The sequence below is a fragment of the Serratia sp. BIGb0163 genome (assembly GCF_024809935.1).
GTDB classification, from domain to species: Bacteria; Pseudomonadota; Gammaproteobacteria; order Enterobacterales; family Enterobacteriaceae; genus Serratia; species Serratia quinivorans.
The window spans coordinates 2,063,363-2,090,255 of the sequence record NZ_JANUDZ010000001.1; the positions used below are offsets into that span (position 1 = coordinate 2,063,363).

Sequence of the window (26,893 nt, forward strand, 5' to 3'; positions counted from 1 at the left end):
GTCAGTGAAGAGCTATCTAGGATAACGCTTTAAATTTGAACTACTTTACTCAAAATGTCGTGCATAAATAGGTCTGTACCACAGGCCGAGAAGCATTAACTCATGACGGGGCTTTAATAGCAACTCTTTTTATAAGCCCCTCTGTGGAAACGAGGCTAAACGCACAGGAATTCACCCGCTCTGCTTAATTTGTCGTCATTTGTGACTGTGTTTTCCGGCTAGCGGGGGTAAGGCACTGCCACAATATTTACAAAATATGGCCTCAGTCTCGTGGCCACCTCTTTGACATTGCTCACAATTACGCCTTTCACGGTTACGTTGCAGCTCCTGCGACATATAGGCCGTCAGAATGCCGGTCGGCACCGCGATGATTGAATAGCCCAGCAGGATAAGTACCGAAGTCAGTAACCGCCCCAACGGGGTATGGGGAACAATATCGCCGTATCCCACGGTGGTCAGCGTCACTACCGCCCAATAAACGGAGGCCGCCAGGCTGGTAAAGCCCCCGCTCCCCCCCTCAATCGCATACATCAGGCCGCCAAAGACGCACAGCACCACGGCGACAAAACCAAAAAACATCGCCAGCTTGTGACGCGCCAGTTTGATGCTGCGCCAAATCATGCCCATCTCGCTCATGTAACGCAGCAGTTTCAACACCCGTAGCACCCGCAGTATCCGCACGACGCGCAGCAGCATCACGAATTCCACCGTCATATGCGGGTAAAACCAGATGATGTACATCGGCAGCACCGTCAATAGGTCGACAACGCCGAAAAAACTGCGGGCATAGTGTTGGTCACGCGGAGTGCTCCACAGCCGTAGCAAATATTCGATCGTGAAAATAACGGTAAAAAAAATCTCGGCATAAAAGAAAAGATAAATCGCTTGCTGCCCCGGCGCGTACAAGGCGCTGCCGCCCGGCTCAAGAAACAGCAGCACCACGCTGAGCAGCGCGGTACTGACCCAAAAGGCTTCCATCCTGCGGCCGCTACGGGAGTGATTGTCGAACAACAATCGATAACTGCGTTGGCGTAAGCTCAACGACGCAGTGTCAGTGGTCATAGCTCAATGTCTTATAAAGAGAAGTTACTCATAGAGTAGACCCGAACGCTGGCGCCGCCAACTCTGCTCTGCGCCATTTTCGGCCACAAATGATAGTAATTCTCGTCTGACTAATTTATAGTTGCGCGGCGTAACTATAAAGGGAGATTGACCATGCTGAGATGGCATACGCTGGCAGCGTCCTGCTGCACTGCTCTGTTGATACTGAGCGCCCCCGCCCAGGCGCTGGACCTGTCCTACACCGCACCGGACCCCAGTATCAAACCGGCACCCGCACCGCAAACCGCCCTTGGCCCGGAAAAAAAATCGGCCAAGCCACCGGTGGTGTGGTCGGAAACAGAAGACAAAACCGGTTTTCGCGTTGATATGGAATGTGATCACCCCGGCTGCAGTCGCCCGCGCGCCAAGCCGTATTCGTCGCTTAAATACGGCCCGAATAACGGCCCGGTGAAAAAAACCGATCGCCGCCGTCAGTCAGATCCCTACTCCACCGATCAGGAACCTGATTACAATGTGAGCATGGGTTATCAGTGGTAACGCGGCTTTAAGAGTTATCCCTATATCAGCCGCAGCACAGTGTTCATACAATGGCACTCTGTTCACCACTCCTCCTGGTGCTGAACACAACAAGCTGTGTTGCAATATTTTATGCGCCTCCCTATAGGCGCTTTTTTTATGCCTGAATATCAAGCACCTGCCGACTTACAGAATGGTCTCATTGCTGCGTAACGTGATAGCTGTCACAAATAACCACTCCTTAGCCATGCTTTATCGGAGGGTTGTCAGATGGCGACTGAATATTTATCTTTGCTGGCCGTATTAGCCGGCATCGCAGGATTCGCGTTGTATAAGCACTTCAAATCTCAGAAGAAAAGTACCTTGCTGCGTCCATACGATCGTTAATGCAAGCATACAGGGGCATGGCATTAACACCCTGCCCCTGGCCACAGAACTGCACCCTGTCATTTTTTCATCACAAAATTGTCACAATATGGCCATATCATGGTTGGCGATTATCCGCACTGGCTTAATACCAAGGATTTCGTTATGACCACCATTAGAGCAACCAACCACCAGGAAGCCGAAAAGCTGATCCGCTACGGCACGGCAAAAAAAATCGAACTGGCCTATGACATCGACAGCGACGACTTTTTCCAGCTCGCCAGCCTGTGGTGTGATCGAGGCGCCAAAATATCCAAAGGGAAAGAACATTTTATCGTCTCGCTAAAAGGTTTTCGCATCCCGCCCAATGACTAATCCCATGCCGCCCCTGCGGCGGCGCCCCACCTTTCCCCTTGCGACCGCCCTATGATCCACATTCTCCCTTCGGCATTTATGTAAGATAAAACATGAATTACAGCAGGCGGTTACCTACACTGGTTACTGCGCCTGAACGCCAACTGAGGAGAATCACCATGTCAGCCAATCCAGCGCTGCCCAACACCATGAAAGTCGTCGAAATCAGCCAGCCTGGCGAACCAGAGGTTCTGATTAGCAGCCAAAGACCGCTGCCAACCCTGCAACAGGGAGAAATTCTGGTGAAGGTTGCTGCCGCCGGCGTTAACCGCCCTGATGTGATGCAACGCCGCGGCCAATACGCACCGCCTGCTGGCGCATCGGACATTCCTGGTCTGGAGATCGCCGGTACCGTAGTCGCTATCGGTATTGGGGTACAAAATTACGCCATCGGCGACGCGGTTTGCGCCCTGATTGCCGGCGGCGGTTACGCAGAATACTGCAAAGTACATGAAAGCAATGCGCTGCCGGTACCCGAGGGCTTTAGCCTGATTGAAGCGGCGGCGATCCCGGAAACCTTCTTTACCGTGTGGGTCAACGTGTTCCAACGCGGGCACCTTAAGGCTGGCGAAACCGTATTGATCCACGGCGGAACCTCCGGTATCGGCACTGTCGCCACCCTGCTGGCGAAAGCCTTTTGCGCCCGGGTGATCACCACCGTCGGCTCCGAAGAAAAGCGCCAGGCCAGTCTGGCATTGGGTGCCGATGTGGCGATTAACTACCGCAACGAAGATTTTGTTGAACAGACCCAGCGCGCGACTAACGGCAAGGGAGCCGACGTGATTGTCGATCTGATTGCCGGTGATTACGTGGCGAAGAACTACCAGGCGGCGGCGATGGACGGGCGCATTGTGCAAATCGGCACCCAGAACGGCGTGGTGAAGGAACTGAACCTGATGCCACTGCTGATCAAGCGCCTGACCCATACCGGCTCGACCTTGCGTGCACGCAGCGTGGAAGATAAAGCGCAAATTGCCGCTGATTTACGCCAGAAGGTGTGGCCGCTGCTGGAGCGCGGCGCATTAAAACCGCAGATATTCAAAACCTTCCCGCTGGATCAGGCCGCGGAAGCCCATGCGCTGATGGAGTCCAGTCAGCATATCGGTAAAATCATGCTGACTATCTAGGTCATACGCCCCCCGCAGCAGGTGTCGCGGGGGGATGTTTTCAGCTGCCTGGGGTGTGGACCTCTTCCGGCGTGGAGTCGGTATTGGCTAACTTCTCTTGCGCCAGCGCTTCGTCTTCGCTGTCTTTCTCCAGGCTTTCCTGCTGTGCCCCCTGCTTCGGAGAATACACCAGTTCCACCATTATCGGGAAGTGATCCGAGCCGACGCTGGTTAGGCGGCGCAGCGAACCGAGAACAAAATGATCGCTATGAAACACATGGTCCAGGGGCCAACGCAGGAACGGATAACCGGCGTGGAAAGTGCTGAACATGCCACGCCCACGACGCGGATCCAACAGGCCGCTGACTTTCAGAAACAGCCGGGTGGTGGTCGACCAGGCCACATCGTTCAAATCGCCGGTCACAATTACCGGTAACTCCGATTTGGCTGCGCTTTTGCCCACCATCACCAGCTCGGCATCGCGATCTTCCGACTCTTCATTCTCTGTCGGGCTCGGCGGCATCGGGTGTACACAGTGCAGTCGTATCTGTGGCCCTTGCGGCAAATGCACCATCATGTGCATCGACGGGATCTGCTCATCCACCAGGTATTGTATTTGCGCATCGCTGAGTTTCAGCCGCGAATAGACATGCATGCCGTACAGGTTATCCAGCGGGCATTTCAGGCTGTGAGGATAGTCCTGTTCCAGCGCCGACAGCTGCTGCTCCCACCAGGCATCGGTTTCTACCGCCACCAGCACGTCCGGCCGTTCGGTCGCCACCAACGCCAGCAGTTTCTCCGCCTGGCGATTGGGCGTTAACACGTTGGACACCAGAATGCGGATACGCGGTTTCTTCTGGTAGCCGGTAAAATCCAGCACCTGGGGTTTGCTCAGCCGGGTATAAGGGTAAATCCACGCGGCCTGATAAACCACACAGGCCAGATTCACGGCCATCATGCCCCACACCCAGGGTGACAGCGGTACAAACAGCAGGTTAAGCAATAACACCAGCAACGAGAGCGCCAGTATTTGCAGGCGGGGGAAATCCCACACCCGGATCCACCAGGCTGCATGCTTTGAAAGTGGCGCAATGGTCACCAGCGCCAGCAAAAGCGTCAGTATGGCGGTTATCCCTGTCACAGTTAATTCCTCATCATCGATCCGGGCCGGTCGGGGTGACGGCCTCCTGACTGCCGCTTGGTGCAGCAGCCAAAGATTGCCATAAAAAACGCCTGTCCCGCCAGCCGACTTAAGGAATTATCTTGCGACGGCGGAATTCGTCAAACAGCGCGAACAGCATCGCTTCGGTTTCGACAAATTGATGGAAGCCAAAACGGCGTGCCTTACTGCCATCGGCAAACATGTCGTAATCCCACGAGAAAACAAAATCGGCAAAACGCCAACTCGCCACCGCACGGTAATCCGTTTCGACTAAATGATGCTGTTGCGCCAACGCCTGCCACAGCTCACTTTTATCCGCCATCACCGACTCCAGCGGCATCGGCAACGGCGGCGCCACTTCCAGATCAAAATAGCCGGCAATTTTCGGCCACAGCTCACTCCAGCGGAACAGGTCACCGTTATTGATGTTAAATGCCTGATTAGCCGCCGCCGGCTCCGTAGCCGCCCACAAGGTAGCCCGCGCCAGCAACCCGGCATCGGTCATTTCCAGCAGGCTGTGGTAAGCCCCTGGTTTGCCGGGAAATCGCAATGGCAGCCCCAGCGCCTTGCTGATCGAGGCATAAACCGCCAGGGTCAGCGCCAGATTCATCGGGTTGCCAAGCGAGAAACCACCGACGACGCTGGGGCGAATGGCGCTCCAGTGCCAGTTTTTCCCCTGCTGGCGCTGTTCAAGATAGCTTTGCTGCTCCAGATTAAACTCCGGCGGCATATGCCCGGCATCACTCTCACGCGCCGGGGTTTTGAACGGCCCTAAATGGGCGCCATACACTTTATAGCCTTGCATCAGGCTAATGTGCTCCAGGCCATGCGCCACCGGTTCCAACGCCTCCACCACATTGCTTAGCATCGCCAGGTTTGGCGCCACCAGCCCCGCCCAATCCGGCGCATCCTGATAGGCTGCGTAGAAAATGTGGCTGACCTGGGTCAGCGATCGCAAGGCATCAGCCGTTGCCTGTGCATCCAACAGATCGACCGCCAGATAACGCACCTGCGGCCGGTCAACGCCTCCGCGCCGCGACAGGCCAATCACCTGCCAACCCTGTTGTTCCAGCTCTTCAATCAGCTTGCCGCCAATAACGCCGTTAGCGCCGACCACCAGCGCCAGTTTGTCGTTTTGCATGTTATGTCTCCGCTTCAGTATCTATTGAGACTTTCACTATGATTTATTAGTTAAGCTTGCGGTAGATGAGGTTTATTACTATCACTTATAAGTAAAATCTATAGATGGAGGGCCGATGGACAAGCTAAACGCCATGCAGACTTTTGTTCGGGTAGCCGAGTTGGGCAGCCTGTCGGCCGCCGCTCGCGATCTGGGCCTGACACAACCGGCAGTCAGCCAACAGATCGCCAGCCTGGAACAACAGCTGCGCGCCCAATTGCTGTTTCGCAGCACTCGCGCCGTAACGCTGACCGATGCCGGTGCGGGCTATTACCGACAAATCAAACCGATTCTGGCGGCGGTGGGTGAAGCGGAAGAAGTGCTACATGGCCAAAACCTGCGGCTGCAGGGTTCGTTACGCATCCATGCACCAACAGGTTTCGGCCAACAACACCTGACGCCGCTGGCGATCGCCTTTCAGCAACAGCATCCGCAGCTGAACATCGAACTGTTGCTGGACGATCGTCGGGCGGATGTGATCGGTGAAGGCATCGATGTAGCGATCCGCTTTGGCGAACTGAGTTCACCTGGCACGGTGGCGCGACGACTGGGAGAGTTACAACGTATTCTGGTGGCCTCGCCGGCTTACCTGGCGGCCCAGGGTGAACCGCAAACGCTGGCAGAGCTGGCAACCCATCCGCACATCCGTTACAGCGGCCTGAGCGACGCAGACACGCTGACGTTAATCGGCCCTCATGGCCCCGAGATGGTGGAGCTGCGTCCGGTATTCCGTGCTAACAACACTTTTTCATTGCTGGCGGCGATTGAGTCGGGGCTGGGTATTGGCGGCGCACAGCGGCCGTTGATCGGTCGGCAATTGGCGAGTGGCGCGTTGGTGCCTATTTTGCCGGCCTGGCGTTATCCGCCGATGGCGCTGCATGCGGTTTATCCCGCGGCGCGCTTTATTCCCGGCAAAGTGCGGGCCTGGGTGGAGTATTTGCTGACGGCATTGGGGAACATTGAAGGCATGACGTTAAACTATGCCCCCGACCAGGCGCCGGAGGCATAAACATTATTTGAACAGTTTACCGACCATATCGCCCAGTTCATTGCTGTCCTGCTGCACTTCGCCATTTGGCGATGCGGCGTCAGCGACCGTTGGCAGGAACTGCGCAATAGTGGCGGATGCCTGAGCCGGATCGACGCCCAGCTTTTCGGCCAGCTGATTGATGGCATCGCTGCCCAGCGCCTGCTGCACGTGATCGCCGTTGATCTGCTGGTTTTGACCGTTGCCCAGCCATGAACCGACCACATCGCCGAATTGCCCCTGACGGAACTTGTCCAGAATCGCCTGCAGGCCGCCCTGTTGCTCGACCCATTGCATGATGGCGACGTAATCGATGCCTTTACCGCCGTTGGCACCGCCGAGAATATTGCCCAATACGCTATCAAAAAGACCCATGGTAATCCCCTTCCAGTCGTCGGCTCAGGCCGCTCGACCCTTGTGATTTAACGAAAAAAGGGCCGCCGCAGCGACCCTGTTGATCAGCATCTGATTAGCTTCTGATCTTTCTGTAGACAAAAAGCACCACCAGGGCACCGATGACTGCGACAACAAAGCTGCCCAGATTGAAGCCATCCACACGACCCATACCGAAGAAGGTACTGATATAGCCGCCGACAACTGCACCGATAATCCCCAGAATGACGGTCACGATAAAGCCACCACCGTCTTTGCCCGGCATGATCCATTTAGCCAAGATACCGGCGATTAACCCAAAAATGATCCAGGAAATAATGCCCATTTTTACTCTCCCTATTACTTTTTGCCTTAAGAAACCCTATCACCAGACCCACGACGGCGCCTGCTCGATACTTTCACACCTGCCCCTTCCCTTAACGGCAGAACGATACAGGGTAAATCACGATAAACACGCGTCTTCACACAACTACTATAGTCAAATATCAGCAGTTTACCCATTTCCGTCCGTCTGAATTTTACTGTACGAAAATCAGCCGAATTCATCTCGCTGTCATTTATAAAGGCTATAACGACAGGCGAGACTTCACGCCGGGGACAGACCATGACCAACACGCCATTTCTGCTGATACTGGCTGCAATCTATGCCCTGGCCGCCGCCTGGGATGGCTCAGCCACCCTGCTGCTGATGTAATGTTACACATCCTTTGTCACTTTTTTGGCGGTTTTAATTGTGTCTTGTTTTTACAGAAATTTAATTGCCTGAAAGCCAATAATAAATAGCATCTCACTTAGATAAAAATCCCATTGGCCACCAGGCCTCAGGTTTCGCAAAACGGCTTGATTAACTGGCTGAACCACTCGGCAAAGGCGGTTAAACGCGCCGAACGCTGACGACGATGGGGATAAAGCAAAGCCATGCTCATTGCCGGTGGCCGGGCCTGCGGCAAGATCTCGCACAGGCTGCCGTTATCCAGGTAGTGTTGAACATCAAAACGCGGTATCTGCATCATTCCCAACCCCACCAGGCAACAGCCGATGTAGTTTTCCACATTGTTCACCGTCACCCGACTAGGCAACGTTTTCTCAAAATGCTGTCCATCCTGCTGCCACTGCCAGCTATCCGCCCCTGCCAGGGTCGGCTGCGCATAGCCCACCACCCAGTGATCTTCCAATTGGTCAGGATGCTCCGGGGTCCCGTAGCGCTGCAAATAATCCGGACTGGCACAGTTGATCATACTCAGGCGGCCCAGCGGCTGGCTGACTAGGCTGCTGTCGCTGAGGTTGCCGACGCGCACCACGCAATCGATCCCTTCCTGGATCAGATCGACTGAACGGTCGCTGGCGCTGAGAAACAGTTGGATTTCGGGATACTGCAGAAAAAAGTCCGGCAGCGCCGGCACGATCATTCTCCGGGCGATTCGGCTGGGGACATCGACCGTCAAACGCCCCCCGATCGGGCCGTTTTGCCGGTGAAACAGACTTTCCAATGCCTGCACGTCAAACAGCAGGCTGCGTGCCTTTTCGAGCAACAGTTCACCGTCGCTGGTCAGTTGTACCCGGCGAGTGGTGCGATGAAACAGGCGGGTGCCCATTTCATGTTCCAATTGCTGTATCGCGGCCGAAACCGTGGTTTTTGGCATCAGCAGGATCTGCGAAGCCCGGATAAAACTGCCCACTTCGGCCACCTGGATAAAGACCCGCAATCTCCCTATTTTATCCACCGGCAGTGCATCCTGTTAAACAGGCTGCGGCATCGGCCGCAGCAAAATTGATATTAACGGGTAGTATAGCCACCGTTGGCAAACAGCGTCTGCCCGGTGATCCACCAGCCGTCGGTGACCAGAAATTTGACGATCGGCGCGATGTCCTCAATGTCGGTCAGGCCGGTTTTCGAGAACTTGCTCAGCGCCGCGGCGCTGCTGTGATATTCCACCGCCTCTTTGCTTTCCTGCCCGTAGAAGAACGGCGTATCCATTGGGCCTGGGCCGATGGCATTCACGCTGATGCCCCGCTCACCAAACTCTTTGGACGCGGCACGGGTAAAGTGCTCCACCGGTGCCTTGCTGCCCGGATAGACGGCATAAAACGGCGTATAAGCCGCCAGCAGTGAGCTGACGATGGACACAATGCGACCGTTGTCGGCCAAATGCTTGCCCGCCTGCTGGATAAAGAAGAAAGCCGCCTTGGAATTGATGTCAAAACTGCTGTCGTAATCCGCTTCGGTCACCTCGGCAATCGGTTTTTTGATTACCAGACCGGCGGTATTAACGGCAATATCCACTTTGCCGAATGCCTTGATAGCCTGCTCAAACAGCTGTGCCACGTTAGCCGGTTTAGTCAGATCGCCCTGCACCGTTATCGCCTGTGCGCCCGCCGCTTTAACCGCCTTCAGCGTTTCCTCCGCTGCCGCCCGGGTCGCATCGCTGTTGTAATGCACGACTATCGCTGCCGCACCGTTGGCCGCCAGATCGCGCGCTACCAGGCCACCCAGGTTCTTCGCACCGCCAGCGATCAACACCACTTTTCCATTCAAAGATTGTTTGCTCATTACAGTGACTCCGTTAGTGAAGGTTGTAACGAGTATAGGAACTGTGACCGCTCAGATAATCTGTCTAAACCGGGATGAACCATCCCGGTTTTTCGGTCAATATTGCTGGGCGGGCGAAAAATCCCCACAGCGTGATCGGCAGCCAGGCATTCAGCGGAAATCGCACTACACTTGTAAGTTTCCAACAGCAATAGTCGCAATTAGAAACTATTGTTTCCCGCCCGCCGTAGGCCGCTAAACGCCCAGACGGGCCATAACAGAGGTCAATGTCATGGTGATTCAACCCTACTTATTTTTTAACGGTAACTGTGAGCAGGCGGTGAAATTCTATGTGCAGCAGTTGGGTGCCACGCTTGAAATGATGATGCGTTACAAAGAGATGCCCGAGGAAGCCAAACAGGGCAACCCTCAAGACGTCAATCCGGAGTCCATCATGCATGCCCGGCTGCTGATAGGTGAAACCGCGCTGATGGCCTCGGATGGCTGCCCGCAGGAGGGTGCCGACGCATCACACAAAGGATTTGCCCTGTCGCTCAACCCGAGTACCGTGGATCAAGGCCGCGAACTGTTCGAAAAACTGTCGCAGGGCGGCCAGGTAACCATGCCTTATCAGTCCACCTTCTGGGCCAAAGGTTTTGGTATGCTGACCGACCAGTTTGGCGTCAATTGGATGATTAACGTTGAATAGTTCTTCATCCTGCTGCGGTGTCCGCTCTGATAGCGGGCATCGTGGTATCAACCATCAGTTGTAGTGATACCAGTCATAGGCCGCCATGGCGAACAGCACAAACAGCGCCGTCAGCAGCACCAATCCCAAACGCCAGTAAAGCGACTTACGCTGCCGCCAGGCAAACAGGATCATTAACGCCAGTACTCCCAGCGTCACCGGGTAATAAACCACCAGCGTCAGCAAAGTAATAATGATGTAGTCAGACATGCAAGCGATCCCTGTATTCTCTTCGCAGGTTTAATGCGAAGGGTATAATCGGAGGCAATATATTCTTCCTCTGCCCTCAACAACTTATTCATTTTCGCCGTTTAAGGTGTAGTGGTCCAGGTGATTAGCGAATAAGATGTAGGATTGTTCTTACCTCGATTTAAAGATTGTACAGCAAGGGTGACATGACACAGCAGCAACTGCAGGATGCCGAACGGCCTCGCAACGGTAAAAACTCCCCGTTATTATTTCAGGCCGGCGTGTTTGTCGTCATCGTTGCCGTTACGCTGATCCTGTTTAACGCCTGGCAAATTTGGAATGCCCATCAGCGCGACTTGCAAAGTGCCGAGAATGAATCCGCCAATTTGGCCCGTGCGCTGGCGCAGCATGCCGATGACACCTTTATGCAGACCGACAGTACGCTGTCCGATCTGAGTGAACGCATTCAGGTTGACGGGCTGGCTCGCCCACAGCTGTTACGATTGCAAAAAGTGATGCAAACACAGGTGGGTAACCTGCCGCAACTGCACGGGCTGTTTGTTTACGATGCGCAAGGTAATTGGGTCGTCACTTCATCAGGCCGCTTTGTACAAAACGCCAACAATGCCGACCGGGAATATTTTAAATATCACCTCGAGCACAACAGCAATGCAGTTTATATCGGCAAGGTGGTACGCAGCCGCTCTACCGGCGATTTGATCATTCCGGTATCACGCCGTTTCAACCACCCGGACGGCAGTTTTGCCGGGGTCGTGCTGGCCACATTGTATATCAATTATTTCCGCCAGTTTTACGATACCTTTGCGCTAAACAGTGATGCTTCACTCAATCTGCTATTGGCGGACGGCACCATTCTCTACCGTCGCCCTTATTCCCTGGCGGCCATCGGCAAGAATATTTCCGAGGGCGTGTTGTTCCGGGAAATATTGCCACATTCCGAATTCGGCAATGCCACCATTACCTCGCGCTACGACAAGGTAGAACGGATTTACGGCTATTCACGGGTTACCCGCTATCCACTGGTGATTGCCGCCGGGCTGTCGAAAAAAGACGTGCTGGCTGATTGGCGCAACGATTCCGGCCTGTTTGCCCTGGGTGGTGCCACCCTGCTGGCGATCCTGTTGGCGATGGGGATGGTGTTGATGCGTCAGATAAACCACAGCGTGCGCACCGAGGCCGAGCTGATGCGCACTCGCGATCAGCTCACCAGTATCAACCGCACCCTGGAAGAACTGGCCTTGCTGGACGGCCTGACCGGGCTGGCCAACCGCCGTCAGTTTGATATCGCCTTAAAGAATGAGCTGATGCGCGCCTCACGCAACTACCGTAGCGTGGCGCTGTTGATGTTGGATATTGACTACTTCAAGCAGTATAACGACATCTATGGCCACGTCGCCGGCGACCAGTGTCTGCAACAGATCGGACAAATGCTCAAGGGAATGGCCAGCCGCAGCAACGACATTATGGCCCGCTACGGCGGCGAAGAAATGGCGATCATCTTGCCGGATACCGACGCCCAGGGCGCACTGATTTTCGCCGAGCGCGTCATTGAAGCCGTGCGGGAGCTAAAAATACCTCATGATGGCAACCCACATGGCGTCATCACCATCAGCATAGGGATCTACGCCAAGGTGCCGCATATGTATAACGACACGCCGATGAGCTTTATCAATCAGGCGGACAGCGCACTGTACCAAGCGAAAGCCCAGGGCAAAAACCGTATTTACTCCGCTTGACCCGGTAGGCCGCCTTTAGCAAAAAGGCGGCCTCAGATAAAAAACCCAGGCCACCTAATAGTATTATCATGCCTAATTGATGTTTTGATTAATTTCCAATAATAAACCCACTAATTCCGTTTAAATCTATTTTTACCCATTCGTGCGATTAGCATATCGTTTAATCTTTGTTTAGTACTTGGTGAATTTTAATAGTGTTACCATTATTAAAGCCAGTTTATTAGCCATTAATACAATTCGGGAATAATTCCCGCGGGTTATATATTCCATTCAAATAAAAACAATTATAAGAACCCTACATTGCAAGGAGATAGGATACATATGGATAGCCTTATGCCGGAACAGGCGTTGATGACATTGCCACAACGGCAGTGGGACAGCGCCCCTCTGCCTGCTGCCCTCACCGCCACCCTGGCGCTGGAGCAAGGAAAAGTCTTGTTTTTGCCCGAATTAAAATTTCCATTGTTAGCCGATGAAATAGCGTTATTGGATCCCTCACTGGTGGATATAAAACGTAAAAACATCAGCTACTGGCCAGAAAGCCAAAAATTATCTGGCGTAGCAATAGCGGCGCAACAGCCGCAGGTACAGGCACTGCTGGAACGTTATTATCAGGCCAGCCGCCAGTTAATCGCCGGTTTACTGCCTCATTATCAGCAGACCTTGCATTCACCGGTTAACAGCCTGCGCCTGCACCCGGTTTCGGCCTGGCGTGCGGCCAGTTCATGGCGTAAGGACGACAGTCGTTTGCACGTTGACGCCTTCCCGTCACGCCCCAATCAGGGTGAGCGTATCCTGCGTATTTTTACCAACATCAATCCGCACGGCGAGCATCGCCAATGGCGCGTCGGTGAACCCTTCCCCCAATTGGCACGGCGTTTTATACCGCGCCTGCCGCGCTATTCGCCCTTGGGCAGTTGGCTGCAGCATAAGGTCGGCATCACCAAACGCCGCCGCAGCCATTACGACCACCTGATGCTGCACCTGCACGATGCAATGAAAGCCGACCAAAACTACCAGCAGCAAGGCCCACAGCTGGCACTCGACCTACCGCCGGGCAGCAGTTGGATCTGTTTTTCCGATCAGACGCCGCATGCAGCGATGGCCGGTCAGTTTATGTTGGAACAAACCTTCCTGCTGCCGGTCAGTGCGATGAAAAATCCACGGCAGTCACCGCTAAAAATGTTGGAAACGCTGCTGCGCAAACCCTTGATTTAATCCGCGGTAAGCAGCTGGGTTTCACCCTGCTGCTGCGCCAGTTGATAATGCGTGACCAGGCTGTGGCGGCCAATCAGTTCGGCCAATTGTGGTGAATGACTGGTGATCCACAGTTGGCTGTATCGACTGGCTTCGGCGATCAACATTGCCAGCGCCGGCAGCAACTGCGGGTGCAGGCTGTTTTCCGGTTCGTTAAAGGCCATAAATGCCGGTGGCCGCGGGCTGAGCATCGCCACGGCCAGGCAGAGAAAACGTAGCGTACCGTCCGAAAGTTCGGCACTGTCCAAAGGACGTAAAATCCCGGCCCGGTGCATCAATAGCTGAAAACGCCCCTGCGGTGCCTGTATTTCAAACTCACAGTCCGGAAAGGCCTGCCCCAGGATCTCATGCAACAACTCCCCGTTGCCTATCTCGCAAACGGTTTCAAAAGCGGCGGCCAGATTGCTGCCGTCATGCGCCAGCACCGGCGCGCGGATGCCCACCTGCGGCGCACGCAGTGGCGAACCGGGCCAAACGGCAAACTCATGATAAAAACGCCACTGGCGCAGGTTTTCCCGCACCTGCGACACTTCAGGATACAGGTGGGGGTCAGCAAGCTGACCAAACACCGATTCCTCTGCATGCAGACTGGCGGGATAAGTCGTACGTTCGCCCTGAATATTCGTCAGGAATGCGCTTTGATTGCGCCGCTCCAGCACCCGCGCCGACGGGCGACGACCATGACCGGCTACCCACAGCGACTCCTCTTTGACCAGCGGGTCGAGTTGAAACAGACTGTCGGTAGGATCGGGGAACCCCAGTTGCAACTGATAATCGAAGTCCTCAAGGGTGGCAGACAGCAACATCCTCTTAGGATCACCCCGCCGATCGCCCGGGCGCAATCCTCCGGCCCACATCGCTTTCTGAATGCCGCCCTCCTCGGCCAACGCCGTAGACAAACGCCCGCATGCCGCCTCGTGGATCAGCCGTACCGCTTTATACAGGTTGGACTTGCCGCAGCCGTTCGGGCCGCTGATCACATTCAGGCGGCCCAATTGCAGTTGCAGGTTGCGGATAGAACGGAAGCCAGTTAGCTGGAGTTGTTGGATCGTCATAGGCTCAATTTTTTAGTCAACGGGATGGCGCATCTTAACATAGCTGCCATCCCCGCCGTCTTTAGCTTGCCGCCTCAAAATCCCCTTGCTGGCGTGCCACCAGCGTCAGAATGCTATACAACGCCACCGCCTGCTGATGTTGATTGAGCACCTGCACATCCCACACCACCACGCCATGCGGACGATCTTCAGCGGTTTTCTGCGGCTTGCGGATTTTCTTCTTGCAGGTCAGCCGTACCTGGATGGTATCGCCAATTTTCACCGGCTCGATAAAACGCAGGTTTTCCATGCCGTAGTTGGCAATCACCGGCCCCACACCCGGGTCGACAAACAAACCGGCGGCGGCAGACACCACAAAGTAGCCATGCGCTACCCGCTCGCCAAACAGCGATTCGGCGGCACCGATCTTGTCCATATGAGCATAAAAATGGTCACCGCTGAGGCAGGCAAAATTAACGATGTCGGCTTCGGTCACCGTACGGCGTGCGGTGAGCAGGCTTTCGCCCAGCCGCAGTTGTTCAAAGTATTTACGGAACGGATGAACCGGATCCTCAATCACCGTTGCCCCGCGCACCCACTCGCGGCCAATCGCCGCCAACATTGCCGGGCTGCCCTGGATCGCCGTGCGTTGCATATAGTGTTTTACCGCCCGTAACCCGCCCAGTTCCTCACCGCCTCCCGCTCGCCCTGGCCCGCCGTGCACCAGCATCGGTAACGGAGAACCGTGGCCGGTGGACTCCACCGCCGCCTGTTGATCCAAAATCAGCATGCGACCATGGGCGCAGGCCGTCGCACGGATAAAGCGCGTTGCCAGTGTTTCATCGGCGGTCACCAGCGATCCCGCCAGGCTGCCCTGGCCCATTAACGCCAGTTCGATCGCCTGTTCGGTGTGCTGGTAAGGCATCAACGTCGCCACCGGGCCAAAGGCTTCGGTACCGTGCACCGCCTGATGGGTAAAGGGATCGGCGCAGTACAACAGGGTGGCCGGGTAAAATGCGCCGTTACTCGCATCTTCACCCATCACCGTCAGTTTATCCGCCACGGCACCGCACAAGGGTTCACAGCCGTTATGCAGCAGAAAATCGACCTTTTGCTGTACGTCATTGCGTTGTTCGTGGCTGACCAGCGCCCCCATGCGCACCTGCTCCAGTTTAGGGTCGCCCACCGTAACGCCGGCCAGGCGCTGCAACAGCGCCTGCTGCACCTCTGCCACCCGCTTCGCCGGCACGATAATCCGCCGGATGGCGGTACATTTCTGCCCGGCCTTGGCGGTCATCTCGCGGCACACTTCTTTGATAAACAACGCAAACTCCGGCATCTGCGGCGTGACGTCTTCCCCCAGCACGCAGCAGTTGAGCGAATCGGCCTCCATGGTGAAGGCAATGGATTTTTCCAGCAGGCGCGGATGGGCCCGCAGCCGCTGACCGGTCTGCGCCGAGCCGGTAAAGGTCACCGCATCCTGATAATCGAGGTGTTCAAACATGTCACCGATACCGCCACACACCAGTTGCAGCGCGCCCTCCGGCACCAAACCGCTGTCGATAATCAATTTGACCATTGCCTGCGTCAACTGCGCGGTGGCGGTTGCCGGTTTGATGATCGCCGGCATCCCCGCCAGCCAGGTCGGTGCCAACTTTTCCAGCATCCCCCAGCAGGGGAAGTTAAAGGCATTGATATGCAGAGCCACGCCAGGGCGTGAGGTCAGCACATGGCGGGCGGCAAACTGCGCCTGTTTGGACAGCGGGATCAGTTCGTCTTCCGGCCACAGGGTATCGTCCGGCATTTCACGGCCTGCCAGACCGGCATAGGCAAACAGCGTGGCTATACCGCCCTCAATGTCCACCCAGCCGTCACTGCGAGTCGCTCCGGTTTGGTAGGAAATGTCATACAGCGCTTCTTTATGAGCCAACAGGTGTTTGGCCACCGCTTTCATCATCTGTGCGCGCTGTTGGAAGGTCATCTGCGCCAGCGCCTTGCCACCCCGGCTGCGCGCATACTCCAGGCTGGCGGCCAGCGGCAGCCCGTCGGAACAAACCTGATACAGCGGTTCGCCGGTAACGGCATGATGGATTTCGCGGGCGGTGCCCTGGCCGAACACCCAGCCGCCAGAAAGGTAACTGTTTAACTGCTGCATTTGCTCCTCCGGAATTCATAAATTTACACAACAATGATTAATTACGTATCAGGTATTGTCCAGTTTTCTCTTGGGCGAAATTTAACAAAAACAAAACATCACGACCGACAAGCTCGAAAAACAGGCTATTTCTCGTTGCCGTCAATTTTAAAATAATCATAAATAACAATAAAATAGTAAAAACACCTGTGAGTGACATCGCAAAACCACATAAATGTCGTTTGATCTTTTTGTTATCAGTTTGTAGCCTTATGGTTAGTTAACGTGATTCACATTTTTATATTTAATGTGAAAAATACGAATCACCAAGAGGCAAGCATGACAACTGACGCGCAATATCAGCAACACTTCGACGACAAGATTGCGGCGGATATCTCCATTGAGGCCAAAGACTGGATGCCGGATGCCTACCGCCAAAACCTGATCCGTCAGATTGGCCAGCATGCCCATTCCGAAGTGGTGGGCATGTTGCCGGAGGCCAACTGGCTGACGCGAGCGCCAACGCTGCGCCGCAAGGCGGTGTTACTGGCCAAGGTGCAAGACGAAGCCGGACACGGTCTGTATCTGTACAGCGCCGCCGAAACCCTGGGCTGCTCGCGCCAGGACATCTACCAGAAAATGCTCGACGGCAAGATGAAATACTCTTCGATCTTCAATTATCCGACGCTCAACTGGGCAGATATCGGAGTGATCGGCTGGCTGGTCGACGGCGCCGCTATCGTCAACCAGGTGGCGCTGTGCCGCGCTTCTTATGGCCCTTACGCCCGAGCGATGGTGAAAATTTGCAAGGAAGAGAGCTTCCACCAGCGCCAGGGGTATGAGGCGGTGATGGCGATGGCCAAGGGTAGCGAACAGCAAAAAGCCATGCTGCAGGACGCGATTAATCGCTTCTGGTGGCCGGTGCTGATGATGTTCGGCCCAAGCGACACCGATTCACCCCACAGCGCGCAAAGCATGGCCTGGAAGATCAAGCGCCACAGCAACGACGAGCTGCGGCAGAAGTTTGTCGACAATACCGTGCCGCAGCTGGAAGCCCTGGGGATGAGCGCCCCGGATGCAGATTTGGCCTGGGATGAAGCCAGCGGCCACTATCGCTTTGGCGAAATCGACTGGAGTGAACTGCACGAGGTGATTAAAGGCCGCGGGCAATGCAACCACGAACGGCTGCAGGCCAAACGCCGCGCCTGGGACGAAGGTGCCTGGGTGCGTGAAGGCGCCCTGGCCCACGCGGCCAAAAACACCTCAACCGCCGCATAAGGAACCGATGATGACACACGTTGAATGGCCGCTGTATGAAGTGTTTATCCGCAGCAAACAAGGACTGGCGCACCGTCACGTCGGCAGTCTGCACGCCGCCGATGACCAGATGGCGCTGGAAAACGCTCGCGACGCCTATACCCGCCGCAACGAAGGTTGCTCAATCTGGGTGGTGCAGTCCAGCCATCTGATCGCCTCGCAGCCGGAAGATCGTGAAGCCTTCTTCGATCCGTCCGATGACAAGATTTACCGTCACCCGACGTTCTACACCATTCCCGACGGCATCAAGAACATGTAGGGGCGACCATGACCTTTAATAACGATCCACTCATCACTTATGTTCTGCGTCAGGGCGATACGCCACTGATCCTCGCCCAGCGGCTGTGCGGCTGGTGCGGCCACGCGCCGGAGCTGGAGATCGACCTGGCGCTGGCGAACATCGGCCTGGACCTGCTCGGTCAGGCGCGCAACTTTCTCGGCTACGCCGCCGAACTGACCGGGCCGCAATGCAGTGAAGATCGCCTGGCCTTCGGCCGTGACGAACGCGAGTTTCACAACCTGCTGCTGGCGGAACAGCCCAACGGCGGTTTCAACGACACCCTGGTGCGCCAGTTCCTGATTGACACCTACCACGTGCAACTGCATCAGGCATTGAGCAGCAGCAGCGATGCACAGTTGGCTGCCATCGCCGCCAAATCACTGAAAGAAGCCCATTACCACCTGCGCTTCAGCCGTGGCTGGATGATCCGCCTGGGTGACGGCAGCCCGCTCAGCCGGAAAAAAATTCAGCAGTCACTGGATAATCTGTGGCGCTTTACCGCCGAGCTGTTCCACGCCGATGAGCTGGAACTGCAGCTGGCGGAACAGGGCATCGCCGCCGATCCGCGCCAGCTCGAGGCGCCGTGGCTGGCAGGGGTGAGCGACACCTTGCAACAGGCCGGCCTGCAGTTACCGAGCGAACAGGCCTTCCGTCACGGTGGCAAACAGGGACGGCACAGCGAGCACCTCGGCCCGTTATTGGCGGAGATGCAGTTTCTGCAACGCGCCTATCCCAACGCGAACTGGTAGGAGGCCGTCATGAACATTACCCGGCTGCAAGCCGCCGAAATCCCGCAAATCTGGCACTGCCTGCAACAGATCAGCGATCCGGAACTGCCGGTGCTGTCGATTACCGATCTGGGCATGGTGCGCGACGTAGTAGCCGACGGCGGCGGCTGGCGCATTACCTTCACGCCGACCTATTCCGGCTGCCCCGCCACCGAGTTCCTGCTCGAAGCGATCGAACAGCAGTTGGCCGCGGCCGGTTTCAGCCCGGTAAAAGTGGATATCCGCCTTAGTCCGGCCTGGACTACCGACTGGATGAATGCGGCTGCGCGTGAGCGGCTGCGGGAATATGGCGTCGCGCCGCCACAGGGCCATACCTGCGACAAACCCCAGGCGCACGGCCCGGTGCCCTGCCCGCGATGCGGCAGCACCCACAGCGAGAAAATCAGCGAATTTGGCTCCACCGCCTGTAAGGCGCTGTACCGCTGTTGCGATTGCCGTGAACCCTTCGACTACTTCAAATGCATTTAGGAATAACCATGACGGTCTTCCATCGCCTGAACGTCGCCGCCATCGAGCGCGAAACGCCGGACGCCGTAGCCATCACTCTGCGGGTACCCGAAGAACTGAAAAGTCACTATTGCTATACGCCCGGCCAGCACCTGACGTTGAAGGCGCTGGTCGACGGCGAAGAGCTGCGCCGCTGCTACTCCATTTGCAGCTCGCCGCAGGAAGGTTTGCTGCAAATCGGCGTTAAAGCCATTCATCAGGGCCGCTTCTCCTCGTTCGTTAACCGGCAGCTGTTGGTCGGTGATGCGCTGGAAGTGATGGTGCCGCAAGGGCGATTCGGCTATCAACCACGGGCGGAGAACAGCGGTAACTATCTGGCGATTGCGGCCGGTTCCGGCATTACGCCGATGCTGTCGATCATCAAGGCCACGTTGCAACTCGAGCCAAACAGCAGTTTCACGCTGATTTACGGCAACCGCAGCAGCCGCTCGGTGATGTTCAAAGAAGCGCTGTCCGATCTGAAGAACCGCTATCCCCAGCGCTTTCAACCGCTGTACCTGTTCAGCCAGGAAAATCTTGATAGCCCACTGCTCAGCGGCCGCATCGACCGTGAGCACCTGCTGGCGATCGGCGATGCATTACTCAATTACCGCGACTATGACCACGCCTTTATCTGCGGGCCTGAGAGCATGATGGACGACGCCCAGAGCGTACTTGAACAGGCTGGCATGCCCGCCGGGCACATTCACAGCGAACGTTTTAACACCAGCGGCATGGTTGCCCGGCCGGTCAATGACGCCAACCGCAACGCCACCCGGGTCGAGATTTTGCTCGATGGCCGTCGGCTGGATATCGAAGTAGGCGCCCAGGATGACAGCATTCTGGATGCGGCGCTGCGTCAGGGTGCTGACCTGCCCTACGCCTGCAAAGGCGGGGTGTGCGCGACCTGCAAGTGCCGGTTAAAGGCCGGTCAGGTGGATATGGCGGTTAACTACAGCCTGGAGCCGGATCAACTGGCGGCGGGTTACGTATTGAGTTGTCAGTCGTGGCCGCGTGGCGACGGTGTGATATTGGACTTTGACGTATAGGAGCCGCCGATGGAAACCCCTTTTGTCCTGCGACAGCAACACCAGCGAGTGGTGACACTGACACTGCATCGCCCAGAGGCGCGCAACGCCCTGAGCACCCCGTGCCTGGAACAGTTGGTTTATTGGCTGGAACTGGCCGACGCCGATGCCACCGTTGGCGCAGTGGTGATTACCGGCGCGCCCCGCTTCTTTGCCGCCGGTGCCGACCTGCACGAGCTGCAAAAGCAAGACTTGCCCGCCACGTTGACGGATCGCCGTCCGCTGTTGTGGCAGCGCCTGGCCCAGTTCAGCAAACCGCTGCTGGCGGCGGTCAACGGCTATGCGCTGGGTGCCGGTTGTGAATTGGCATTGGCCTGCGACATCGTTATCTGCGGCGAAAGCGCCCGTTTTGGCCTGCCGGAAATCACCCTCGGCCTGATGCCAGGCGCCGGGGGTACCCAGCGTTTGATCCGCTGCGTCGGCAAGTCTCGCGCCAGTCAGATGGTGCTGACCGGTGAAGCCATCAACGCCAGTTGCGCACTGCAAAGTGGCCTGGTCAGTGAAGTCTGTGTCGATGCGCTGACGCTGGAGCGCACGCAACAGGTTGCCGAACGCATCAGCCTGCAGGCGCCGCTGGCATTATGCGCCGCCAAGCAGGCATTGAAACAGGCTGAAGAAACCGGCCTTAGCCAGGGGCTGGCCATCGAGCGTCAGCAGTTTGTCACCCTGGCCGCCACCGACGATCGCCGTGAAGGCATCGCCGCCTTCTTCGAAAAACGTACGCCAAACTATCAGGGGCGCTGATTTATGGATAACGCATTGATTCTCACCCATCTGGAAGCCGGGGTGTTGACCCTGACTCTTAACCGGCCCGATCGGCTCAACAGTTTTAACGACGAGATGCACCGCCAGCTTAGCGAAGCGCTGACTCTCGCCGAGCGCGACGAAACCGTGCGCTGCCTGCTGATCACCGGTGCCGGGCGCGGTTTTTGCGCCGGACAGGATCTGAACGATCGCAACGTTAGCGTTGAGCAACAGGCGCCGGATCTCGGCCTGTCGGTGGAACGTTTCTACAACCCGCTGATCCGCCGCCTGACCGCCTTGCCCAAACCGGTGGTATGCGCCGTCAACGGCGTGGCCGCGGGGGCCGGAGCCGCTTTGGCGCTGGCTTGCGACATCGTCATTGCCGCCGATAACGCCAACTTTATCCAGTCCTTCTGCCGTCTGGGCCTGGTACCGGACTCTGGCGGCAGTTGGTTCCTGCCACGCCTGGCAGGCCACGCCCGTGCCATGGGGATGGCGCTGCTGGGTGACAAAGTCAGCGCACAGCAAGCGCTGGCCTGGGGCATGATCTGGCAGGTGGTTGCCGCGAATGAACTGGCCGCCACCAGCCAAACGCTGGCGCAACACCTGGCTACTCAGCCAACCTATGGGCTGGGACTGATTAAAAAAGCCCTCTACAGTTCGGCCAACAACAGCCTTGACCAACAGCTGGATCTGGAACGCGATCTGCAGCGTCTTGGCGGTCGCAGCGACGACTACCGCGAGGGCGTCAGCGCCTTCTTCGCCAAACGCGCGCCAAATTTCAGCGGGAAATAACCATGGACCAGCCGAACTTAAACCTCAGGGTGGCGGTGATTGGTGCCGGTACCATGGGTATCGGTATCGCTCAGGTGGCCGCCGCCGCCGGGCATCAGGTGCAGTTGTTTGATATTGCCGCCTCTGCAGCCCGGCAGGCACTCGGCGCTCTCGCCCAACGGCTGCGTCAGCGTGTTGCGGCCGGCAAGGCCGATGCCACCACCACCGAAGCCCTGCTGGCGCGCATTCAGCCGGCAGAGTCGCTTAACTCGCTGGCCGACAGCGGTCTGGTGATAGAAGCGGTGGCGGAAAAGCTGGCAATCAAACAAAGCCTGTTCCGTGAGCTGGAAGCCCTGTGCTCACCCGCCACGCTGTTTGCCAGCAACACCTCCTCGCTGTCGATTACCGCCATCGCCGGTGCGCTGCAACATCCACAGCGTCTGGCCGGGCTGCACTTCTTCAACCCGGCACCGCTGATGAAGCTGGTGGAGATCGTCAGCGGGCTGGACACCAGCGCCGAAACCGTCGCCACACTGCAAAGACTAACCCGGCAATGGGGCAAACAAAGCGTGCTGTGCCGCTCCACGCCGGGGTTCATCGTTAACCGGGTGGCGCGACCGTTTTATGCCGAGGCCCTGCGCGCGCTGGAAGAACAGGTCGCTGACGCCGCCACGCTGGATGCGGTGATACGCGACGCGGGTGGCTTCGCCATGGGGCCACTGCAACTGACCGATATGATTGGTCAGGATATCAATTATGCCGTGACCGAATCGGTGTTTCAGGCTTTCTTCCAGGATCCCCGGTTTACCCCGTCGCTGGTACAGCAGGAACTGGTGGCGGCCGGGCGTCTTGGCCGCAAAAGTGGCCGTGGTTTTTATCGCTATGGCGATCATCAGCCGCCGGTCGCTGCCGTTCTGCCTGCCTCTACGGCAGCATTGCCGCGCAGCATCACACTGCATGGCGATGCCGCCGGTATCGCGCTACTGAGCAAATTACTGAGCGGAAATGCGCAGTCGATCAAACAATCTGGCCAGACCAGCGCCTACGCCCGGATCGATGAAGTTACACTTATGTTAACTAATGGTAAAACAGCCAGCCAGGTGGCCGATGAAACCGCAACTCCGGTGGTGCTGTTTGATCTGTCTGCCGACTACTCGCAGGCCACCACCGTCGCTATCAGCTGCGCGGCGCAAAACGATGCCAGGCACAACGCCACCATCGTGCGTCTGCTGCAATCTCTCGGCAAGAAGGTGATCGCTTTGCCGGACTATCCCGGCCTGTTGGTGATGCGCACCCTCGCCATGTTGGCCAATGAGGCGCTTGACGTGGTCAACAAGGGCGTCGCCAGTGCCGAGGATACCGACCACGCCATGCGCTACGGCGTCAATTACCCACGCGGCCCGCTGGAATGGGGGACGGCTCTGGGTTGGCGACACATCCTCACCACGCTGGAAAACCTGCAACTCTACTACGGTGAGCCACGTTATCGCCCAATGCCGCTGCTGCGTCATTACGCATCCCTCTCTTCAGGAGCCCAACCATGAACGCCAATACGCCACAGGCACTGGCGCAACGCTGCGCCGAACAGATGTTTCAACAGGATACCTGTGCCCAGGCGATGGGGATGCGGGTGGATGCGGTTGATGCCGGTTTCGCCCGGGTCAGCATGACCGTCGGTCCGCAGATGCTCAACGGCCACCAGACCTGCCACGGCGGCCAACTGTTCAGCCTGGCGGACACCGCCTTCGCCTATGCCTGCAACAGTCAGGGGCTGGCGGCAGTGGCCTCTGGCTGCAATATCGAGTTTATCCGCCCGGCGCTGGCCGGCGATCGCCTGACCGCCAGCGCCGAGGTACGCCATCAGGGTAAAACCACCGGGCTGTATGACGTCGAAATCGTCAACCAACTGGGCAAGACCGTCGCCTGGTTCCGCGGGCGGGCACATCGCCTCGGCCATGCCATTTTAGGGGAACAACCATGAGTCAGGCGTTTATCTGCGATGGCGTTCGCACGCCGATTGGCCGCTACGGCGGCGCATTGGCCAACGTGCGTGCCGATGATTTGGCCGCGCTGCCGCTGCGTGCCCTGTTAGCTCGCCACCCACAGGTGGACTGGTCATTGGTCGATGACGTGATCCTCGGCTGCGCCAATCAGGCCGGGGAAGACAACCGCAATCTGGCCCGGATGGCAGTATTGCTGGCCGGCCTGCCGGTGAACGTTTCCGGCACTACCGTCAATCGCCTGTGCGGTTCGGGGCTGGACGCACTGGCCATGGCGGCTCGCAGCATCAAGGCCGGTGAAGCCGGGCTGGTGCTGGCCGGCGGCGCAGAATCAATGACCCGCGCCCCGCTGGTGATGGGCAAAGCCGACAGCGCTTTCAGCCGTCAGGCGCAACTGTATGACACCACCCTGGGCTGGCGCTTTATCAATCCGCTGATGCAGGCGCAGTTCGGCACCGACTCGATGCCGGAAACCGCTGAAAACGTGGCGGCGCAGTTCAACATCAGCCGCGCCGATCAGGACGCCTTCGCGCTGCGCAGCCAGCAACGCGCCGCCCGGGCGCAAGAGTCAGGTTTACTGGCGCAGGAGATAGTGCCGGTCAGTCTCAGCGGTAAAAAAGGCGCGGTGACGTTGTTCAGCCAGGACGAACACCCGCGCGCAGACACCCGGCTGGAACAATTGCAGGCGCTGAAAACGCCGTTCCGCCAACCCGGTACCGTGACCGCCGGTAACGCCTCCGGCTTAAACGACGGCGCAGCGGCGCTGATTGTTGCCTCCGAGGCAATCGCCGTCAGTCAGGGCCTCACCCCGCGCGCTCGTATCGTCGCCACCGCCACCTGCGGCGTCGAACCCGGCTTGATGGGGATCGGCCCACTGCCGGCCACCCGCAAGGTACTGGAGTTAGCCGGGCTAAGCCTGGCGCAAATGGACGTGATCGAACTGAATGAGGCCTTTGCTGCCCAGGCGTTGGCGGTACTGCGCCAGCTTGGCCTGCCGGACGACGCGCCGCAGGTGAATCCCAACGGTGGCGCTATTGCCCTTGGCCACCCACTGGGGATGAGCGGTGCACGTCTGGCGCTGGCCGCCTTGTTTGAACTGGAACGGCGTTCCGGCCGCTACGCGCTTTGCACCATGTGCATCGGCGTCGGCCAAGGCATCGCCATGATCATTGAGCGAGTTTGACCCCGAGGCTAATAATGATGACTACCAATCCACCGCCACTCGACGCCATTGAGTTCGCCTCGCGTGATGAAATTGAAGCGCTGCAGCTGGAGCGTCTGAAATGGACGCTGCACCACGCCTATAACAATGTGCCAATGTATAAACGCAAGTTCGATCAGGCGGGCGTGCATCCGGACGATCTTAAGCAGTTGAGCGATCTGGCGCGTTTCCCCTACACCAGCAAACAGGATTTACGCGATAACTACCCGTTCGATACCTTCGCGGTACCGATGGAACAGGTGGTGCGTATTCACGCCTCGTCGGGCACTACCGGCCGACCTACCGTGGTCGGCTATACCCAGCGGGATATCGATAACTGGGCCGATATCGTCGCCCGCAGCCTGCGCGCCGCCGGTGCCACGGCCAAAGACAAGGTGCATGTAGCCTATGGTTATGGCCTGTTTACCGGCGGGCTGGGCGCCCACTACGGCGCGGAGCGGCTGGGAGCAACGGTAATACCGATGTCCGGCGGGCAGACAGAGCGGCAGGCGCAGCTGATCCTGGACTTCAAACCCGACGTGATCATGGTAACGCCATCCTACTGTTTAACGCTGATCGATGAACTGGAACGCAAAATGGGCGGCGATGCGCGTGGCTGTTCATTACGTCTCGGGGTGTTTGGCGCAGAACCGTGGACCGAAGCGCTGCGGCACGAAATTGAAAGCCGCATGGGCATCAAGGCGCTGGATATCTATGGCCTGTCCGAAGTGATGGGGCCGGGGGTGGCGATGGAGTGCGCCGAAAGCGGCGGTGGCCCGACTATCTGGGAAGATCACTTCCTGCCGGAGATCATCTGCCCGGAAACCGGCATTGCCCTGCCGGATGGGGAGCACGGCGAACTGGTGTTTACCACCCTGACCAAAGAGGCGCTGCCGGTGATCCGCTACCGCACCCGCGATCTCACCCGCCTGCTGCCGGGCGATGCACGCCAGATGCGCCGGATGGGAAAAATCACCGGTCGCTCCGACGACATGCTGATCATCCGTGGCGTCAATGTGTTCCCGTCGCAGGTAGAAGAACAAATTATGCAGTTCGAACAGCTGTCGCCGCATTATCAGCTGCAGGTCAGCCGCAGTGGGCACCTCGATACCCTGGCGGTACGCGTTGAATTGAAGGAGGCCGCACTCAGCCTCAGCCATCAGCAGCGCTGTGAGATTTGCCACCAGCTGCGTCACCATATCAAATCGATTATTGGCGTCAGCACCGACGTCAGCATTGCCAACTGCGGCGATATCCCGCGTTCGGAAGGCAAAGCCCAGCGGGTGGTCGACCTGCGCCCCCGTTGATTCCACTGGCGTCACGGATGACGCCTCAAGAAT

The 26,893-nt window shown here is 57.3% G+C and carries 28 protein-coding genes; 18 read left to right on the top strand and 10 right to left on the bottom strand.

The window, feature by feature from the left end; all coding sequences use genetic code 11:
- Positions 1 to 195: 195 nt before the first annotated feature.
- A complete protein-coding gene (locus M2406_RS09865; protein WP_017893294.1) occupies positions 196 to 1,062 on the bottom strand; it encodes an ion transporter in 867 nt (288 codons plus the stop codon).
- 153 nt (positions 1,063 to 1,215) lie between these two features.
- Here M2406_RS09865 and M2406_RS09870 point away from each other — a divergent pair, with 153 nt between their 5' ends.
- From M2406_RS09870 to M2406_RS09880, 3 genes are all read left to right on the top strand, one after another.
- Complete coding sequence (locus M2406_RS09870) at positions 1,216 to 1,599, top strand: hypothetical protein (RefSeq protein WP_012145775.1); 384 nt, start codon at positions 1,216 to 1,218, stop codon at positions 1,597 to 1,599.
- Between the two features lie 510 nt (positions 1,600 to 2,109).
- Entirely contained in the window at positions 2,110 to 2,319 is a 210-nt protein-coding gene (locus tag M2406_RS09875; RefSeq protein WP_012145776.1) for a hypothetical protein, read from the top strand.
- Positions 2,320 to 2,477: 158 nt separating this feature from the next.
- Positions 2,478 to 3,485 (top strand): NAD(P)H-quinone oxidoreductase, encoded by a 1,008-nt coding sequence (locus M2406_RS09880; protein ID WP_012145777.1) that lies wholly within the window; start codon positions 2,478 to 2,480, stop codon positions 3,483 to 3,485.
- 40 nt (positions 3,486 to 3,525) lie between these two features.
- Here the strand turns inward: M2406_RS09880 and M2406_RS09885 are convergent, their stop codons facing one another.
- Both M2406_RS09885 and M2406_RS09890 read right to left on the bottom strand, forming a co-directional pair.
- On the bottom strand, positions 3,526 to 4,605 hold the full coding sequence (locus M2406_RS09885) for an endonuclease/exonuclease/phosphatase family protein (protein ID WP_115184361.1): 1,080 nt from the start codon (positions 4,603 to 4,605) through the stop codon (positions 3,526 to 3,528).
- Positions 4,606 to 4,714: 109 nt separating this feature from the next.
- Positions 4,715 to 5,767 carry an SDR family oxidoreductase gene (locus M2406_RS09890; RefSeq protein WP_259189789.1) on the bottom strand — a complete coding sequence of 351 codons (1,053 nt, stop codon included), beginning with the start codon at positions 5,765 to 5,767 and terminating at the stop codon, positions 4,715 to 4,717.
- Positions 5,768 to 5,882: 115 nt separating this feature from the next.
- Here M2406_RS09890 and M2406_RS09895 point away from each other — a divergent pair, with 115 nt between their 5' ends.
- Positions 5,883 to 6,815 (top strand): LysR family transcriptional regulator, encoded by a 933-nt coding sequence (locus tag M2406_RS09895; protein WP_012145780.1) that lies wholly within the window; start codon positions 5,883 to 5,885, stop codon positions 6,813 to 6,815.
- Positions 6,816 to 6,818: 3 nt separating this feature from the next.
- Here M2406_RS09895 and M2406_RS09900 read toward each other — a convergent pair whose 3' ends face one another.
- The 4 genes from M2406_RS09900 to M2406_RS09915 all read right to left on the bottom strand — a co-directional run bounded on the left by M2406_RS09900 (position 6,819) and on the right by M2406_RS09915 (position 9,777).
- Complete coding sequence (locus tag M2406_RS09900; RefSeq protein ID WP_017893300.1) at positions 6,819 to 7,208, bottom strand: YidB family protein; 390 nt, start codon at positions 7,206 to 7,208, stop codon at positions 6,819 to 6,821.
- A gap of 94 nt (positions 7,209 to 7,302) precedes the next feature.
- Complete coding sequence (locus M2406_RS09905; protein ID WP_012145782.1) at positions 7,303 to 7,551, bottom strand: GlsB/YeaQ/YmgE family stress response membrane protein; 249 nt, start codon at positions 7,549 to 7,551, stop codon at positions 7,303 to 7,305.
- A gap of 496 nt (positions 7,552 to 8,047) precedes the next feature.
- Positions 8,048 to 8,950, bottom strand: coding sequence for a LysR family transcriptional regulator (locus tag M2406_RS09910; RefSeq protein WP_259189790.1), 903 nt, complete (start codon positions 8,948 to 8,950; stop codon positions 8,048 to 8,050).
- Between the two features lie 53 nt (positions 8,951 to 9,003).
- Positions 9,004 to 9,777, bottom strand: coding sequence for an SDR family oxidoreductase (locus tag M2406_RS09915; RefSeq protein ID WP_259189791.1), 774 nt, complete (start codon positions 9,775 to 9,777; stop codon positions 9,004 to 9,006).
- A gap of 271 nt (positions 9,778 to 10,048) precedes the next feature.
- Here M2406_RS09915 and M2406_RS09920 point away from each other — a divergent pair, with 271 nt between their 5' ends.
- Positions 10,049 to 10,465: a VOC family protein gene (locus tag M2406_RS09920; RefSeq protein ID WP_259189792.1), complete on the top strand. Its 417-nt coding sequence runs from the start codon at positions 10,049 to 10,051 to the stop codon at positions 10,463 to 10,465.
- Between the two features lie 54 nt (positions 10,466 to 10,519).
- On the opposite strand, the gene M2406_RS09925 is transcribed toward M2406_RS09920, so the two are convergent.
- Complete coding sequence (locus M2406_RS09925; RefSeq protein ID WP_259189793.1) at positions 10,520 to 10,714, bottom strand: hypothetical protein; 195 nt, start codon at positions 10,712 to 10,714, stop codon at positions 10,520 to 10,522.
- 185 nt (positions 10,715 to 10,899) lie between these two features.
- Between M2406_RS09925 and M2406_RS09930 the strand changes: the two genes are divergently transcribed.
- Positions 10,900 to 12,450, top strand: a complete 1,551-nt coding sequence (locus tag M2406_RS09930) for a GGDEF domain-containing protein (RefSeq protein WP_012145789.1) — start codon at positions 10,900 to 10,902, stop codon at positions 12,448 to 12,450.
- Positions 12,451 to 12,771: 321 nt separating this feature from the next.
- Complete coding sequence (locus tag M2406_RS09935; protein WP_259189794.1) at positions 12,772 to 13,668, top strand: Kdo hydroxylase family protein; 897 nt, start codon at positions 12,772 to 12,774, stop codon at positions 13,666 to 13,668.
- Here M2406_RS09935 and M2406_RS09940 read toward each other — a convergent pair.
- Positions 13,665 to 14,762 carry an AAA family ATPase gene (locus M2406_RS09940; protein ID WP_012145791.1) on the bottom strand — a complete coding sequence of 366 codons (1,098 nt, stop codon included), beginning with the start codon at positions 14,760 to 14,762 and terminating at the stop codon, positions 13,665 to 13,667. The genes M2406_RS09935 and M2406_RS09940 overlap by 4 nt on opposite strands.
- Positions 14,763 to 14,823: 61 nt before the next feature.
- On the bottom strand, positions 14,824 to 16,896 hold the full coding sequence (paaZ, locus tag M2406_RS09945; protein WP_259189795.1) for a phenylacetic acid degradation bifunctional protein PaaZ: 2,073 nt from the start codon (positions 16,894 to 16,896) through the stop codon (positions 14,824 to 14,826).
- Positions 16,897 to 17,214: 318 nt separating this feature from the next.
- Here paaZ and paaA point away from each other — a divergent pair, with 318 nt between their 5' ends.
- Genes paaA through paaK form a run of 11 tightly spaced genes read left to right on the top strand, consistent with a single transcriptional unit; the run spans position 17,215 to position 26,860 of the window.
- Complete coding sequence (gene paaA, locus M2406_RS09950) at positions 17,215 to 18,153, top strand: 1,2-phenylacetyl-CoA epoxidase subunit PaaA (RefSeq protein ID WP_012145793.1); 939 nt, start codon at positions 17,215 to 17,217, stop codon at positions 18,151 to 18,153.
- 10 nt (positions 18,154 to 18,163) lie between these two features.
- Positions 18,164 to 18,451 (top strand): 1,2-phenylacetyl-CoA epoxidase subunit PaaB, encoded by a 288-nt coding sequence (gene paaB, locus M2406_RS09955; RefSeq protein WP_017893307.1) that lies wholly within the window; start codon positions 18,164 to 18,166, stop codon positions 18,449 to 18,451.
- A gap of 8 nt (positions 18,452 to 18,459) precedes the next feature.
- A complete protein-coding gene (paaC, locus tag M2406_RS09960) occupies positions 18,460 to 19,221 on the top strand; it encodes a 1,2-phenylacetyl-CoA epoxidase subunit PaaC (protein ID WP_259189799.1) in 762 nt (253 codons plus the stop codon).
- Positions 19,222 to 19,230: 9 nt separating this feature from the next.
- A complete protein-coding gene (paaD, locus tag M2406_RS09965) occupies positions 19,231 to 19,728 on the top strand; it encodes a 1,2-phenylacetyl-CoA epoxidase subunit PaaD (RefSeq protein WP_259189800.1) in 498 nt (165 codons plus the stop codon).
- An 8-nt stretch (positions 19,729 to 19,736) separates the two neighbouring features.
- Complete coding sequence (paaE, locus tag M2406_RS09970) at positions 19,737 to 20,795, top strand: 1,2-phenylacetyl-CoA epoxidase subunit PaaE (RefSeq protein ID WP_259189801.1); 1,059 nt, start codon at positions 19,737 to 19,739, stop codon at positions 20,793 to 20,795.
- 9 nt (positions 20,796 to 20,804) lie between these two features.
- Complete coding sequence (paaF, locus tag M2406_RS09975; protein WP_259189802.1) at positions 20,805 to 21,578, top strand: 2,3-dehydroadipyl-CoA hydratase PaaF; 774 nt, start codon at positions 20,805 to 20,807, stop codon at positions 21,576 to 21,578.
- Positions 21,579 to 21,581: 3 nt separating this feature from the next.
- The gene (gene paaG, locus M2406_RS09980; protein ID WP_259189803.1) at positions 21,582 to 22,373 is read left to right on the top strand and encodes a 2-(1,2-epoxy-1,2-dihydrophenyl)acetyl-CoA isomerase PaaG; all 792 of its coding nucleotides are present in this window, start codon (positions 21,582 to 21,584) and stop codon (positions 22,371 to 22,373) included.
- Positions 22,374 to 22,375: 2 nt separating this feature from the next.
- Positions 22,376 to 23,896, top strand: a complete 1,521-nt coding sequence (locus M2406_RS09985) for a 3-hydroxyacyl-CoA dehydrogenase (RefSeq protein ID WP_259189804.1) — start codon at positions 22,376 to 22,378, stop codon at positions 23,894 to 23,896.
- Positions 23,893 to 24,333 (top strand): hydroxyphenylacetyl-CoA thioesterase PaaI, encoded by a 441-nt coding sequence (paaI, locus tag M2406_RS09990; protein ID WP_012145801.1) that lies wholly within the window; start codon positions 23,893 to 23,895, stop codon positions 24,331 to 24,333. Before M2406_RS09985 ends, paaI begins: the two co-directional genes overlap by 4 nt.
- Positions 24,330 to 25,535, top strand: a complete 1,206-nt coding sequence (gene pcaF, locus M2406_RS09995) for a 3-oxoadipyl-CoA thiolase (protein WP_012145802.1) — start codon at positions 24,330 to 24,332, stop codon at positions 25,533 to 25,535. Before paaI ends, pcaF begins: the two co-directional genes overlap by 4 nt.
- A gap of 17 nt (positions 25,536 to 25,552) precedes the next feature.
- A complete protein-coding gene (gene paaK, locus M2406_RS10000) occupies positions 25,553 to 26,860 on the top strand; it encodes a phenylacetate--CoA ligase PaaK (protein ID WP_259189964.1) in 1,308 nt (435 codons plus the stop codon).
- The last annotated feature ends 33 nt before the right edge of the window (positions 26,861 to 26,893 follow it).